Here is a 14,323-nt window from a genome sequence, read left to right on the forward strand (position 1 = left end):
TTGCAGGAGAAGGGACGGCCATGTTGCCCACACCCGAACAAGTCAAGCAGTACATCGAAACCGGCCTGCCGTGCGAACACCTCGAAGTCGAGGGCGACGGCCAGCACTTTTTTGCCACCATCGTCAGCGCGCAATTTGAAGGCAAGCGGTTGATCCAGCGTCACCAGCTCGTCTACGCCGCGCTGGGTGAGCGGATGCGCGCCGAAATCCACGCGCTGTCCATGAAGACGCTCACCCCGGCGGAGTGGCAGTCCTGATGGCCGAGCTTGATCCCACCCCGGTTACCGTTTCAACCGATTCCGACCTTGCGCTCGCCGAGCGCCCCTCCCACAGTGATCGACGAGACGTCTCGCTCATGGACAAACTGCTGATCGAAGGCAATGGCCCGCTGTCGGGCGAAATCCGCGTGTCTGGTGCCAAGAACGCCGCGCTGCCCATCATGTGCGCCGCGCTGCTGACGGCCGAGCCGCTGGCGCTGAGCAACGTGCCGAACCTGCAGGACGTGCGCACCATGCTCAAGCTGCTGCGCCAGATGGGCGTGGAGGGCGTGCTTGACGGTCACAACCTCACGCTCGACGCTGCGACGATCCACACGCCCGAAGCTTCGTACGACCTGGTGAAGACGATGCGTGCATCGATCCTGGTGCTGGGCCCGCTGCTGGCGCGTTTCGGCCATGCGCGTGTGTCGCTGCCGGGTGGTTGCGGCATCGGCGCGCGCCCGGTCGACCAGCACATCAAGGGCCTGCAGTTGATGGGCGCCGAGATCGTGATCGAACACGGCTACATCGAAGCCAAGCTTGCTGATGGCGCCAAGCGCCTGCGTGGTGCGCGCATCGTCACCGACATGGTGACGGTCACGGGCACCGAAAACCTGCTGATGGCGGCCGCACTGGCCGACGGCGAAACCGTGCTCGAAAACGCTGCGCGCGAGCCGGAAGTCACCGACCTCGCCAATCTGCTCGTGAAGATGGGCGCGCGCATCGACGGCATCGGCACGGACCGCCTGGTCATCCAGGGCGTGGAAGCACTGCATGGCGCCGCCCACACTGTGATTGCCGATCGCATTGAGGCCGGCACGTTCCTGTGCGCCGTGGCAGCAGCCGGCGGCGATGTGACGCTGCGCGGCGTGCCGCCGGGCATCCTCGATGCCGTGCTCGACAAGCTGCGCGAAGCCGGCGTGACGCTCACCACGGGCGACGACTGGATCCGTGTGCAGATGACGGGCCGCCCCAAGGCCGTGAGCTTCCGCACGTCGGAGTACCCGGCGTTCCCGACGGACATGCAGGCGCAGTTCATGATGCTCAACGCCATTGCCGAAGGCTCTGCCACGGTAACGGAAACCATCTTCGAAAACCGCTTCATGCACGTGCAGGAACTGAACCGCCTGGGCGCCAATATCGTGATCGACGGCAAGACGGCCGTGGTGACGGGCGTCGAGCAATTGTCGGGCGCGACCGTCATGGCAACCGACCTGCGCGCCTCGGCCAGCCTTGTCATCGCCGGGTTGATCGCGCAGGGCGAGACGCTGGTCGATCGCATCTATCACCTTGATCGCGGCTACGACCGCATCGAAGACAAGCTGTCTGCTGTCGGCGCCAAGATCCGCCGCATTCAAGCGTAAGGTAAGGAACCCGCCGGTCATGAACGCATTCCAGTCCGCCTCCAACCAGCTCACGCTGGCGCTGTCCAAAGGGCGCATCTTTGAAGAGACGCTGCCGCTGCTGAAGGCCGCCGGCATCGAGGTGACCGAAGATCCGGAAACCTCGCGCAAGCTGATCCTGCCGACCTCCGACCCCGCGCTGCGCGTGATCATCGTGCGCGCTTCCGACGTGCCGACCTACGTGCAATACGGCGCGGCGGACTTCGGCGTGGCCGGCCGCGACGTGCTGATGGAGCACGGCATGGCGGGCCTGTATGCGCCCATCGACCTGAACATCGCCCGCTGCCGCATGTCGGTGGCGGTGCCCAAGGGCTTCGATTACGCCAACGCGGTGCGCCAGGGCGCGCGCCTGTCGGTCGCGACGAAGTATCTGAATACCGCGCGCGAGCACTTCGCCAAGAAGGGCGTGCACGTCGACCTGATCAAGCTGTACGGCTCGATGGAGCTGGGCCCGCTGGTGGGCCTGGCTGACGCCATCGTCGACCTCGTCAGCACGGGCGGCACGCTGCGCGCGAACAACCTCGTCGAGGTGGAGGAGATCGTGCAGATCTCGTCCCGACTGGTCGTCAACCAGGCCGCGCTGAAACTCAAGCGTGACCGGCTGGCGCCCATCCTCGACGCTTTCGAGCGCGCCTCCGCCCAGGAAGAGCGTGCTGGGGAACCCGCATGAGCCTGACCATTCGTAAGCTGGATTCGGCCGACGCCGGATTCGCGGCGCAACTGCGCCAGGTGCTCGCGTTCGAAGCGAGCGAAGACGAAGCCATCGACCGCGCCGCTGCGCAGATCCTGGCCGACGTGAAGGCGCGCGGCGATGCCGCCGTGCTGGAAGCCACGCACCGCTTCGACCGCATCGAGGCCGACAGCGTAGCCGCGCTGGAACTGTCGCCGACCGTGCTGCAGGCTGCGCTGGACGGCCTGGAACCCAAGCGCCGCGCGGCGCTGGAAGCCGCTGCCGCCCGCGTACGTGCGTATCACGAGAAGCAGAAGATCGAGTGCGGCACGCACAGCTGGGAATACGCTGAGGCCGACGGCACGGTGCTCGGCCAGAAGGTCACGCCGCTCGACCGCGTGGGCATTTACGTGCCGGGCGGCAAGGCGGCATACCCGTCGTCGGTGCTGATGAACGCAATCCCGGCGCGCGTGGCGGGCGTCAAGGAAATCATCATGGTGGTGCCCACGCCCGGTGGCGTGCGCAATGACCTCGTGCTGGCCGCCGCCTGCATCGCGGGTGTGGACCGCGTGTTCACCATCGGCGGCGCGCAGGCCGTGGGTGCGCTGGCTTATGGCACGGACACCGTCCCCGCCGTCGACAAGATCGTCGGCCCGGGCAACGCCTATGTGGCCGCTGCCAAGCGTCGCGTGTTCGGCACCGTGGGCATCGACATGATTGCCGGTCCGTCGGAAATCCTCGTCATCTGCGATGGCACGACCGATCCGGATTGGGTGGCGATGGATCTGTTCTCGCAGGCCGAGCACGACGAGCTGGCTCAGTCGATTCTGCTGTGCCCGAACGCCGAGTTCATCGCGCAAGTGGAAGCCAGCATCAACCGCCAGCTTGAAGACATGCCACGCCGGAGCGTGATTGCCGAGTCGCTGTCGGGCCGCGGTGCGCTCATCAAGGTGCGCGACATGGAAGAGGCGTGCGACATCGCCAACGACATCGCGCCGGAGCATCTGGAGATTTCGGCAGAGAATCCGCGCCAGTGGGCCGAGCGCATCCGCCACGCCGGCGCGATCTTCCTCGGCAAGTACACCAGCGAATCGCTGGGTGACTACTGCGCGGGCCCGAACCACGTGCTGCCCACGTCGCGCACGGCGCGCTTCTCGTCGCCGCTGGGCGTGTACGACTTCATCAAGCGCTCGAGCCTGATCGAGGTGAGCGAGGCCGGCGCGCAGATGCTGGGCGAGATTGCTGCCGAACTGGCCTACGGCGAAGGCCTGCAGGCGCATGCCCGCAGCGCCGAATATCGCCTGCAACGCCCCACGTCCGAATAACCTCCGCCGCACGACGATGACCGCCACCGCTCCGGCCCAAGCCTCTCTGGATGACCTGCTCGCCCGCATCGTGCGCGACGACGTTCGCGCCATGGGTGCGTACCACGTGCCCGACGCGACCGGCATGGTCAAGCTGGACGCGATGGAAAACCCGTATCTGCTGCCGGCGATGCTGCGCGACGCGTTGGGCAAGCGCCTGGCCGAAGTCGCGCTCAACCGCTACCCGGTGCCGACCGCCGACGCACTGAAGGCGCAGCTCAAGCAGGTGATGCACGTGCCGGCCGGCGCCGAGGTGCTGCTGGGCAACGGCTCGGACGAGATCATCAGCCTGATCGCCATTGCCGCGGCCAAGCCGGGCGCAACCGTGCTGGCGCCGGTGCCGGGCTTCGTGATGTACGCGATGTCGGCGCAGCTGCTGGGCCTGAACTTTGTCGGCGTACCGCTCAAGGCGGACCTGACGCTCGACCGTGACGCGATGCTGGCGGCCATGGCCGAGCACCAGCCCGCCGTCATCTACTTGGCGTATCCGAACAACCCGACGGGCAACCTGTTCGACGCGGCCGACATGGACGCGATCATCCGCGCCGCACGCGGCCCGGTCTGCCAGAGCCTGGTGGTGGTCGACGAGGCCTACCAGCCGTTCGCGCAACACAGCTGGATGCCGCGCCTGCGCGATTTCGATCACCTTCTGGTGATGCGCACCGTGTCCAAGCTGGGCCTGGCCGGCATCCGCCTCGGCTACGTGGCCGGCCACCCGAAGTGGATCGCCGAACTGGACAAGGTGCGCCCGCCGTATAACGTGAATGTGCTGACCGAGGCGACCGCCCAGTTCATGCTCGAACACGTGGACGTGCTGGATGCCCAGGCAGCTACCCTGCGCGCCGAGCGCACCAAGCTGATCGATGTGCTGTCGGCGCAGCCGGGCGTGACGGTGTTCCCCAGCGCGGCGAATTTCATCCTGCTGCGTGTGCCGAATGCCGCCGCCTTGTTCGAGCGCCTGCTCAATCGGCGGATTCTGATTAAAAACGTCAGTAAAATGCACCCGTTGCTGGCCAACTGTCTGCGCGTGACGGTCAGCAATCCCGAAGAAAACGCGCAATTTATCGATGCCTTTGTCGCATCGATGCAGGAAGCCCCATGAGCCGCCGTGCCGAGGTCACTCGCAACACCTCTGAAACGCAGATCCGCGTCGCCCTTGATTTGGACGGCACGGGCAAGCAGACGCTGAACACCGGCGTCCCCTTCCTCGACCACATGCTCGACCAGATCGCCCGTCACGGCATGGTCGACCTGGACGTCTCGGCCACCGGCGACACCCATATCGACGATCACCACACCGTGGAAGACGTCGGCATCACGCTGGGCCAGGCCGTCGCCAAGGCCATCGGCGACAAAAAGGGCATCGTGCGCTACGGCCACAGCTACGTGCCGCTGGACGAAGCCCTGTCGCGCGTGGTCATCGATTTCTCCGGCCGTCCGGGCCTGGAGTTCCACGTGCCGTTCACGCGCGCGCGCGTCGGCAATTTTGACGTGGACCTGTCCATCGAATTCTTCCGCGGGTTCGTCAACCATGCCGGCGTGACGCTGCATATCGACAACCTGCGCGGCGTCAACGCGCACCACCAGATCGAAACTGTCTTCAAGGCCTTTGGCCGCGCGCTGCGCATGGCGGTCGAGATCGATCCGCGCGCAGCCGGCACGATTCCGTCGACCAAGGGCGCCCTGTAAATCACTGCGTCGGCCTGGCCGCGCCTACCCGACTCCAAAACCGGCCGCCGATCCGATGGATCTGACCAAGAGCTTTTTCTCGCTGCTCGCGCTGATCAACCCGATCGGCGCGATCCCGTTCTTCATCAGCCTGACCGAGAGCCAGACGGATGAGGAGAAGCGCCGCACCATCAAGGTTGCGTCGATTTCGGTGGCGATCGTGATCGGCCTGTCGGCGTTGCTGGGCGAGCAGATCATCGGCTTTTTCGGGTTTTCGGTGGGTTCGCTGCAGGTGGGCGGCGGGATCATCATGATCATGATCGCGCTGAACATGCTGAACGCGCAGACCAGCCGCACCAAGGCGACGCCCGAAGAAGAGGACGAGGCCGGCGCCAAGGCCAGCATTGCGGTTGTGCCGCTGGCGATTCCGCTGCTCACGGGCCCGGGCTCGATCAGCACCGTGATCGTCTATGCGGGCAAGACCAAGCACTGGTGGGACCTGTTTCTCCTGGCGGGCGTCGGTGTGGCGATTGCAGCCGTGGTCTGGATCGTGTTGCGCGCGGCCGAGCCGATCGCCCGTGTGATCGGTCGCACCGGCATCAACGTCGGGACGCGGCTGATGGGCCTGATCCTGGCGGCGCTGGCCGTGGAATTCATCGTTGATGGGCTGAAAACCCTGTTGCCCGTACTTCGGGCCTAAGTTAAGTCATGACTAAGATCGCAATCGTCGATTACGGCATGGGCAATCTGCGCTCGGTGGCGCAAGCCCTGATGGCCGTTGCTCCCCAGGCCGATGTGCGCATCAGTGCGCAAGCGGATGAAATCCGCGCCGCTGATCGCGTGGTGCTGCCAGGGCAAGGCGCCATGCCCGACTGCATGGCGGCCTTCGACCAATCCGGCCTGCGCGACGCGGTGCTGGAAGCATCGCGCAGCAAGCCGATGCTCGGCGTATGCGTAGGCGAGCAGATGTTGCTGGAGCGCAGCACCGAGGCGCGCCCGGGCCAGCAATACACCGAAGGTCTGGGCCTCATCAAAGGCGATGTGGTCCGCTTTGATCTGGATGGCCAGTTGCAGCCGGACGGCTCACGGTACAAAGTGCCTCAGATGGGCTGGAACCGCGTGCACCAGAGTCGTGCCCACGCCCTCTGGGAAGGGGTGCCGGACCAGAGCTACTTCTATTTCGTGCATAGCTATTACGCGCGGCCCGCCAATGCCGACGAATCGGTCGGAGAGACCGAATACGGCGTGCGGTTTACCTGCGCCATCGCCCGGGATAATATTTTTGCAACACAGTTTCACCCGGAAAAAAGTGCGCAAGCCGGCCTGCAGATCTACCGGAACTTCGTGCACTGGAATCCGTGACGCCCGCCGTGGCGTCGCAATCGAATCCATTTTTCGCCCTTTTTAATTTTTCCCCCTCAACTCTGTCGTCACGCTTATGTTGCTCATCCCGGCCATCGACCTGAAGGACGGTCAGTGTGTGCGCCTCAAACAAGGCGATATGGATCAAGCCACCGTGTTCTCGGAAGACCCGGCCGCCATGGCGCGGCACTGGGTCGAACAAGGCGCGCGCCGGTTGCATCTGGTCGATCTGAACGGCGCTTTCGCCGGCAAGCCTCGTAACGAGGCGGCCGTCAAGGCCATCCTCGCCGAGGTGGGTGACGAGATCCCCGTGCAACTCGGCGGCGGCATCCGCGACCTGGGCACCATCGAGCGCTGGCTCGACGACGGCCTCTCGTACGTGATCATCGGTACGGCGGCGGTCAAGGACCCGGGTTTTCTGCGGGACGCCTGCACGGCATTCGGCGGCCATATCATCGTCGGGCTCGATGCCAAGGACGGCAAGGTGGCGACCGACGGCTGGAGCAAGCTGTCAGGCCATGAAGTCGTGGACCTCGCCAAGAAGTACGAAGACTACGGCGTCGAAGGCATCATCTACACCGACATCGGCCGCGACGGCATGCTGCAGGGCATCAACATCGATGCGACCGTCAAGTTGGCGCAGTCGGTGAAGATTCCGGTCATTGCCAGCGGCGGCCTGTCGAACCTGAAGGACATCGACCACCTGTGCGCGGTCGAAGAGCATGGCGTGGAAGGCGTGATCTGCGGCCGCGCCATTTATTCGGGCGACCTGAACTTCAAGGAAGCGCAAGCCCTTGCGGACAAACTCGGCGCGGCCTGATCGTTGATCCAGCCGTGCACAACGGGCGCTTCGGCGCCCGCCTCATCATGCTAGCCAAACGAATCATCCCCTGCCTGGACGTGACCAACGGCCGGGTGGTCAAGGGCGTCAACTTCGTCGAATTGCGCGACGCCGGCGACCCCGTCGAAATCGCACGCCGCTACGACGAGCAGGGCGCCGACGAAATCACCTTCCTCGACATCACGGCCACGTCCGACGGGCGCGACCTGATGCTGGGCATCATCGAAGCGGTGGCTTCGCAGGTGTTCATTCCCCTGACGGTGGGCGGCGGTGTGCGCGCGCTGGAAGACGTGCGCCGGCTGCTCAACGCCGGTGCGGACAAGATCAGCATGAACTCGTCGGCGGTGGCGAATCCGCAACTGGTTTCGGACGCCAGCGCCCGCCATGGCGCGCAATGCATCGTCGTGGCCATCGACGCCAAAAAGGTGTCGGCCGAAGGCGAGGCCCCGCGCTGGGAAGTCTTCACGCACGGCGGCCGGAAAGGTACGGGCCTGGATGCCGTGGCGTGGGCGCGTGAAATGGCACAGCGCGGCGCCGGCGAAATCCTGCTGACCAGCATGGACCGGGACGGCACCAAGGCCGGCTTCGATCTGGAGTTGACCTGCGCCGTGTCGGACGCCGTGCCGGTTCCGGTCATCGCCTCGGGCGGCGTTGGCAACCTGCAGCACCTGGCTGACGGCATCCAGCAAGGCCACGCCGATGCAGTGCTCGCGGCGAGCATCTTCCATTACGGCGAATACACCGTCGGCCAGGCCAAGCAATTCATGGCAGAGCAGGGCATTCCAGTACGGATCGGATTATGAGCAAGAAGTGGTTGAACAAGGTCCACTGGGACGACAACGGCCTGGTGCCGGTGATCGTGCAGGAGCAGGGCAGCAATGACGTCCTGATGTTCGCTTTCATGAACCGCGAGGCGTTGCAGAAGACGGTGGAAACCGGCGAGGCCGTGTTCTGGTCGCGCTCGCGCAAGCGTCTGTGGCATAAGGGCGAGGAGTCTGGCCACATTCAGAAGGTGCACGAAATCCGCCTCGACTGCGATGAAGACGTGGTCCTGCTGCGTGTCACACAAATCGGCGGTATCGCCTGCCATACTGGCCGCCACGCCTGCTTCTTCCAGAAGTTTGAAGGCAATGTGGAAGACGGCGACTGGCACACCGTCGAGCCCGTGCTCAAGAATCCCGACGACATCTACGCCGGCAAGCCCGGCCACAATCATGAGTGACACCCTGCGCCGCCTGGGCGAGGTGCTCGAATCCCGCAAGCTCGCCAATGGCGGCGACCCGGAGAAGAGCTACATCGCCCGCCTCTTCAACAAAGGCGACGATGCGATCCTCAAGAAGATCGGCGAGGAAGCCACCGAGACCGTCATGGCCGCCAAGGACGCCCGCGCTGCCGGCATGACCGAGGAGGCACGCAGCAAGGTCGTCTACGAAGTGGCCGATCTGTGGTTCCACACGATGGTGCTGCTGTCGCATTTCGATCTCACGCCGGACGATGTTGTAAGCGAACTGGCGCGCCGCGAAGGACTTTCCGGCCTGGAAGAAAAGGCGCTGCGCAAGTCGCAGGCACGCGACGCTGCGGGTGACTGAACACGGTGGCGAATCGTCGCAGGGAGGTGGCGTGGACAAATACGGTGCAGCAGTAGTGGTGACGGACGACGCGGAGCGCCTGGCCGGTTTGCGTCGCCTGACGCATATTCTGTATGCCCTCTACGCCATTTTTTGGCTGACCGGCGGTATCACTGCATTGATTGCCATCATCGTCGGGTATGTTAAGCGCGACGATGTGCGCGGCACCCTGTATGAGTCGCACTTTCGGTGGCAGATCCGTTCGTTCTGGTGGTGCGTACTGTGGGGTGTGGTCGGTGTGCTGCTCATTCCCGTCGCCTTCATCGGCTTTGCCGTGCTGTGGGCTCTGGGCATCTGGATGCTGTATCGTATTGTGAAAGGTTGGCTGTATCTGAATGACAGCAAGCCGATGTACGCAAATCCGTAAACTCAACCAATGGCGCCGCCATCGTTGCGGCGCCGCCAGCCGTATTTACGTGGGAGTAGGACATGGGTTCCTTTAGCATTTGGCACTGGCTGATCGTGCTGGTGATCATCATGATGGTGTTCGGCACGAAGAAGCTGCGCAACATCGGTTCGGATCTGGGCAGCGCCGTGAAGGGCTTCAAGGACGGCATGCGCGAAGGTCAGGAAGACAAGCCGGCCGGTTCGCAACAACCACAACAGACCGCCGGCCAGCCGCCGCGCGAGTTGCACGATTCGACGACGATCGACGTCGAAGCGCGCGACAAGTCCAAGCAAGGCTGAGCATCGACGCGCGCTGACCGATGATCGATCTCGGCATTTCCAAGCTGGCGCTGATTGGCATGGTGGCGCTCGTCGTCATCGGGCCGGAGCGTCTGCCCAAGGTGGCGCGGACCGCTGGCGCCCTGCTTGGCCGCGCACAGCGCTACATCGCCGACGTGAAGGCCGAAGTCAGCCGCGAAATCGAGCTTGAGGAGTTGCGCAAGATGCGCACCGACTTCGAGCAGGCCGCGCGCAATGTCGAGCAGACCATCCACCAGGAGGTCAGCAAGCACACGACCGAGATCAACGAGCGCCTGAACGAGGCGCTGGGTGACCCGGCCCAGACGTCGACCTCCGCGCCCGACTGGCGCCCCGCGCCGGGCAAGTCGCGCAACGGCCGCAACAGCTGGCGCAACAAGCAGCTCTCGATGCCCAAGTGGTACCGCCAGAAGCAGGGCGTGCGCATGTGGGCGCAATCGGGTGCGGCACGCGTCAAGCGCCATCGTCCACCCATCGTTGCCGCACAGTCGCGTGCGCGCTCCTTCTTCGAATGATCTTCCGGGCGCGAGCCGTGTCTGCGGTGTCGCGTCCTGACTTCCCCTTTCTCACCTGACATGAGTGCCGCTCCGCTCGATCCGCAAGAGTCGCCCGAGGACGGCGCGCAGGAAACGTTCATTTCGCACCTGGTCGAGCTGCGTGAGCGCATCGTCAAGGCGGGTGCCGGCGTGCTGCTGATCTTTCTGGGCCTGGTCTACTGGGCGCCGGATATTTTCAATCTGTTCTCGCGGCCGCTGATCCAGGCGTTGCCCAAGAACGGCCACATGATCGTGACGGACGTCACCGGTTCGTTCTTCGTGCCGATGAAGGTGACGCTGCTGGCTGCCTTCCTGATCGCGCTGCCGTGGGTGCTGTACCAGATCTGGCGCTTCGTGGCGCCGGGGCTCTATACGCACGAGAAGCGGATGATCATGCCGCTGGTGGTGAGCACCTACGTGTTGTTCCTGTGCGGTGTGGCGTTTGCGTATTTCCTGGTGTTCCCGACGGTGTTCAAGGTGATGGCGCACTACAACGCGCCGCTGGGTGCGGAGATGTCCACCGACATCGACAAGTACCTGAGCTTCGCCATGACCACGTTCCTCGCCTTCGGCATCACCTTCGAGGTGCCGGTGGTCGTAATGGTGCTGGTGCGCTTTGGCATCGTGAGCCTGGAGAAGCTGCGACAGGCACGGCCGTACGTCGTGGTGGGCGCGTTCGTGATTGCCGCGGTGGTGACGCCGCCCGACGTAATGTCGCAGCTGTTGCTGGCGGTGCCGCTGTGGCTGCTGTATGAGCTGGGGTTGATCTTGGCGGCCATCTTTATCCGTAACACCACGGCGCCGGAGAACAATCCGGAGCATTTGCCGGTGGTGAAGGACTGACGGGCCGATCCCGCATCAGCCAAAGAAAAAGGCAGCCGAGGCTGCCTTTTTTGTTGCCGATGAATCTGCTGTTGCTGCGTCTTTCAGGCGGCGTACAGCCAGAACTGCTCGCGCGGGAAGGTCAGCGCGTACTTGCCGTCGCTCGGGGCGCTGGCGGAGTAGGCGCGCAGGCCTGTGCCCGTTGCGCCGCTGTCGTCGGTGGCGCGGAACAGGCATTCCCAGCGGTCGCCCAGATACATGCGCGTTGCGAGCGGCAGGTGGATGGTGTTGTCGGCGTTGTCGACGCCCACGCGCACCTGTTCCAGGCGGATCACGCCGTGCGCCGATGCGCCCGGCTTCAGATCGCCGCGCGCCACGCCCCACAGCGACCAACCTCCCGTCTCGTCCACCAGCCGCGCCATGCCGTCGCGCACCTCGGCGATCTTGCCGTTGATGCGGTTGTTGCTGCCCATGAACTCGGCGGTGAACAGCGTCTGCGGCGCACCGTACATTTCTTCGGGCGTACCTTGCTGCTCGATCACGCCGTTGTTCAGCAGCAGGATGCGATCGGACATGGCCATCGCCTCGCTCTGGTCGTGCGTGACCATCAGCGCCGACAGGCCAAGACGCACGATCAGTTCGCGCAGGAAGGCGCGTGCTTCTTCGCGCAGCTTGGCGTCGAGGTTCGAGAGCGGCTCGTCGAGCAGGATCACAGGCGGGTTGTAGACCAGCGCGCGCGCGATGGCCACACGCTGCTGCTGTCCGCCGGACAGCTGGCTCGGGAAACGCTCGCCGAGATGGCCGAGGCCCAGTTGCTGCAGCACGGCCTGCACGCGTTCCTTGATCTGCGCGGCGGGCGTCTTGCGCAGCTTGAGCGGATAGGCGACGTTCTCGGCCACAGTCTTGTGCGGCCACAGCGCGTAGGACTGGAACACCAGGCCCAGGTTGCGCCCTTCGGCCGGCACGTCGAGCTTCTTGGCACCGTCGAACATGACCCGATCGCCGATCTTGACGGTGCCCTGGCTGGCCTGTTCGAGGCCAGCGACAGCGCGCAGCAGCGTGGTCTTGCCCGAACCGGACGGGCCCAGCAGCGAGACGACCTCGCCCTTCTGCAGCTGCATCGAGACACCCTTGAGAACCGGGTTGTTGCCGTATTGCAGGTGCAGGTCGTTGACAGTGAGTTCAATCATGGAGCTTCACTCCGAAACGCAGTGCGATGCCGAGGCCGACGGCCACCAGCACGATATTGACGAAGGACAGCGCGGCGACGATATCGATGGCGCCGCCCGCCCACAGGGAAACCAGCATCGAGCCGATCGTCTCGGTGCCCGGCGACAGCAGGTACACGCCGGTCGAGTACTCGCGCTCGAAGATCAGGAAGATCAGCAGCCATGCGCCGAGCAGGCCGTAGCGCGTGAGCGGTACCGTCACGTCGCGCGTGGTGCGGGCGCGGGTGGCGCCGACTGAGCGCGCGGCTTCTTCCAGTTCCGGACCCACTTGCAGCAGCGCGGCCGAGATCAAGCGAAGGCCATAGGCCAGCCACACCACGGTGTAGGCGATCCACACGCTGAAGATCGTGCTGCGCAGGTCGCGCAGGCTGGGCACGACGTTTTCGATGATCCAGTTGGCGAACGGTAGGCCGCTGTCAGTCAGTCCGGTCTCGATCCAGTTCGGCACGAACAGGAACACCCACAGGAACGCCAGGCCGGCCAGCAGACCCGGAATGGCACGGGGCACCAGCACGCTGTAATCAAGGAAGCGTGTCCAGCCATCCGGCTTGCGGTGCATGGCCAGGCCGATGCAGGTGTAGCAGCCCACCGCCAGCGCGCCGCCAATCACGCCGATCAGCACTGTGTTGACCATCGCCCGCAGAAACTGCGGCTGCGCGAAGATCTGCTGGAATGCCGTGGTCGAGAAGGCCTCCACCAGTGACACGCCTTCACCCCAGTTCGACACGAAGGCGCGCAGGGCGATACCCGAAAGCGGCACCACCACCGTCACGAAGAACCACAGCACCACCACCGCCCACGCCGGCCAGCGCCAGCTGCCCAGCGGTAGCGGACGGCTGCGCGTGACCTTGCCTTTTACGGTGACGAAGCGGTTGGCCGACTTCAGCATGTAGCGTTGCAGCAGCACCAGGGGGAACGTCACCATCACCAGGCAGACCGCCACGGCGGCCATCAGGTGATAGGCCGGGGTGCCGAGCTTGTTGGTCAGCTTGTACAGATACGTCGCCAGCACAAGGTGACCTTCCGGATCGCCCAGAACGAGCACCAGGCCGAACACCTCGAAGCCCAGGAACGTCACCAGCACGGCAGCGTACAGCAGGGCGGGGCGCACCATCGGCAAGCTCACGTTCAGCGCCACCGACAGCGGCGATGCCCCCGCGATACGCGCGGCTTCTTCCACGTCCGAACCGAGACTGCGCAGCGCCGACGAGACGTACAGATACACGTGAGGCACATGCGTCAGGCCGGCGATGATGATGATGCTCGTGAACGAATACACGTTCCACGGCGCGCCGCCAAACTGGCTCTTGAACCACACCGTGTAGAAGCCCACGGGGCCGGCGGACACCACGTAGCCGAACGCCAGCACCATCGGCGAGACGAACACGGGAATCATCAGCAGCGGTTCGAGAATGCGGCGGCCCGGCAAGTCCGAACGCACCATCAGGAACGCCAGGATGCCGCCCAGCGGCACCGAGATCACCGCCAGGCCGAACGCCAGCGCAGCGGATTTCTCGAAGGCGTGCCAGAAATCCGAATCGGTAAAGATGAAGCGATACGCATCCAGCCCCGCCAGCGCGTCGGGCATGAAGAACGGCGCGGACAGAAAGCTCTGGTAGAAGATCAGCGCCAGCGGCGTGAAAATCGCCAGCGCGGTAAGCAGAATGACCACGCCGCGCGGCAAAGCCTGTCCCACACGCGTCCAGGGCGAGCGCTTGGGAGAGACTTGGCGAGCGGCGGCACGGTCTTGCGCTAGAGAACGCATGGTGCCTCCAGGAGGAACCGGCGCCAGGTACGGATGGCGCCGGCAGGTCGGTCAGATGAGTGGAGTGCCGATG

18 protein-coding genes are annotated in these 14,323 nt (G+C 64.6%); 16 read left to right on the plus strand and 2 right to left on the minus strand.

Annotation, left to right across the window (positions count from 1 at the left end):
- Positions 1-20 precede the first annotated feature (20 nt).
- The 16 genes from R2676_RS18170 (at position 21) to tatC (ending at position 11,277) form a co-directional block, all read left to right on the plus strand.
- Complete coding sequence (locus R2676_RS18170; RefSeq protein WP_024542178.1) at positions 21-257, plus strand: BolA family protein; 237 nt, start codon at positions 21-23, stop codon at positions 255-257.
- A gap of 98 nt (positions 258-355) precedes the next feature.
- Complete coding sequence (gene murA, locus R2676_RS18175) at positions 356-1,621, plus strand: UDP-N-acetylglucosamine 1-carboxyvinyltransferase (RefSeq protein WP_027680232.1); 1,266 nt, start codon at positions 356-358, stop codon at positions 1,619-1,621.
- A gap of 19 nt (positions 1,622-1,640) precedes the next feature.
- Positions 1,641-2,330 carry an ATP phosphoribosyltransferase gene (hisG, locus tag R2676_RS18180; protein ID WP_206274108.1) on the plus strand — a complete coding sequence of 230 codons (690 nt, stop codon included), beginning with the start codon at positions 1,641-1,643 and terminating at the stop codon, positions 2,328-2,330.
- A complete protein-coding gene (hisD, locus tag R2676_RS18185) occupies positions 2,327-3,655 on the plus strand; it encodes a histidinol dehydrogenase (RefSeq protein WP_147215155.1) in 1,329 nt (442 codons plus the stop codon). The genes hisG and hisD overlap by 4 nt, the downstream gene beginning before the upstream one ends.
- A gap of 16 nt (positions 3,656-3,671) precedes the next feature.
- Complete coding sequence (hisC, locus tag R2676_RS18190) at positions 3,672-4,796, plus strand: histidinol-phosphate transaminase (RefSeq protein WP_206274107.1); 1,125 nt, start codon at positions 3,672-3,674, stop codon at positions 4,794-4,796.
- Complete coding sequence (gene hisB, locus R2676_RS18195; RefSeq protein ID WP_004634601.1) at positions 4,793-5,383, plus strand: imidazoleglycerol-phosphate dehydratase HisB; 591 nt, start codon at positions 4,793-4,795, stop codon at positions 5,381-5,383. The genes hisC and hisB overlap by 4 nt, the downstream gene beginning before the upstream one ends.
- Positions 5,384-5,438: 55 nt before the next feature.
- Complete coding sequence (locus R2676_RS18200) at positions 5,439-6,062, plus strand: MarC family protein (RefSeq protein WP_027680229.1); 624 nt, start codon at positions 5,439-5,441, stop codon at positions 6,060-6,062.
- Positions 6,063-6,070: 8 nt separating this feature from the next.
- Positions 6,071-6,724 (plus strand): imidazole glycerol phosphate synthase subunit HisH, encoded by a 654-nt coding sequence (hisH, locus tag R2676_RS18205; RefSeq protein ID WP_027680228.1) that lies wholly within the window; start codon positions 6,071-6,073, stop codon positions 6,722-6,724.
- A gap of 76 nt (positions 6,725-6,800) precedes the next feature.
- The gene (hisA, locus tag R2676_RS18210; protein WP_004634607.1) at positions 6,801-7,544 is read left to right on the plus strand and encodes a 1-(5-phosphoribosyl)-5-[(5-phosphoribosylamino)methylideneamino]imidazole-4-carboxamide isomerase; all 744 of its coding nucleotides are present in this window, start codon (positions 6,801-6,803) and stop codon (positions 7,542-7,544) included.
- Positions 7,545-7,591: 47 nt separating this feature from the next.
- Positions 7,592-8,368, plus strand: a complete 777-nt coding sequence (hisF, locus tag R2676_RS18215; RefSeq protein WP_037027077.1) for an imidazole glycerol phosphate synthase subunit HisF — start codon at positions 7,592-7,594, stop codon at positions 8,366-8,368.
- A complete protein-coding gene (hisI, locus tag R2676_RS18220; protein WP_116576469.1) occupies positions 8,365-8,787 on the plus strand; it encodes a phosphoribosyl-AMP cyclohydrolase in 423 nt (140 codons plus the stop codon). The genes hisF and hisI overlap by 4 nt, the downstream gene beginning before the upstream one ends.
- Complete coding sequence (locus tag R2676_RS18225; protein ID WP_206274106.1) at positions 8,780-9,154, plus strand: phosphoribosyl-ATP diphosphatase; 375 nt, start codon at positions 8,780-8,782, stop codon at positions 9,152-9,154. The genes hisI and R2676_RS18225 overlap by 8 nt, the downstream gene beginning before the upstream one ends.
- Positions 9,155-9,185: 31 nt before the next feature.
- A complete protein-coding gene (locus R2676_RS18230) occupies positions 9,186-9,560 on the plus strand; it encodes a DUF4870 family protein (protein WP_027680224.1) in 375 nt (124 codons plus the stop codon).
- A gap of 62 nt (positions 9,561-9,622) precedes the next feature.
- Positions 9,623-9,880: a Sec-independent protein translocase subunit TatA gene (gene tatA / locus R2676_RS18235; RefSeq protein ID WP_009241947.1), complete on the plus strand. Its 258-nt coding sequence runs from the start codon at positions 9,623-9,625 to the stop codon at positions 9,878-9,880.
- Positions 9,881-9,900: 20 nt separating this feature from the next.
- The gene (tatB, locus tag R2676_RS18240; protein WP_009241948.1) at positions 9,901-10,413 is read left to right on the plus strand and encodes a Sec-independent protein translocase protein TatB; all 513 of its coding nucleotides are present in this window, start codon (positions 9,901-9,903) and stop codon (positions 10,411-10,413) included.
- 60 nt (positions 10,414-10,473) lie between these two features.
- The gene (tatC, locus tag R2676_RS18245) at positions 10,474-11,277 is read left to right on the plus strand and encodes a twin-arginine translocase subunit TatC (protein WP_009241949.1); all 804 of its coding nucleotides are present in this window, start codon (positions 10,474-10,476) and stop codon (positions 11,275-11,277) included.
- An 83-nt stretch (positions 11,278-11,360) separates the two neighbouring features.
- Here tatC and R2676_RS18250 read toward each other — a convergent pair whose 3' ends face one another.
- Complete coding sequence (locus R2676_RS18250) at positions 11,361-12,446, minus strand: ABC transporter ATP-binding protein (RefSeq protein WP_102067452.1); 1,086 nt, start codon at positions 12,444-12,446, stop codon at positions 11,361-11,363.
- Positions 12,439-14,250 carry an ABC transporter permease gene (locus R2676_RS18255; RefSeq protein ID WP_206274105.1) on the minus strand — a complete coding sequence of 604 codons (1,812 nt, stop codon included), beginning with the start codon at positions 14,248-14,250 and terminating at the stop codon, positions 12,439-12,441. Before R2676_RS18255 ends, R2676_RS18250 begins: the two co-directional genes overlap by 8 nt.
- Between the last annotated feature and the right edge of the window lie 73 nt (positions 14,251-14,323).

Source organism: Ralstonia flatus, from assembly GCF_958439105.1.
Lineage (GTDB): Bacteria > Pseudomonadota > Gammaproteobacteria > Burkholderiales > Burkholderiaceae > Ralstonia > Ralstonia flatus.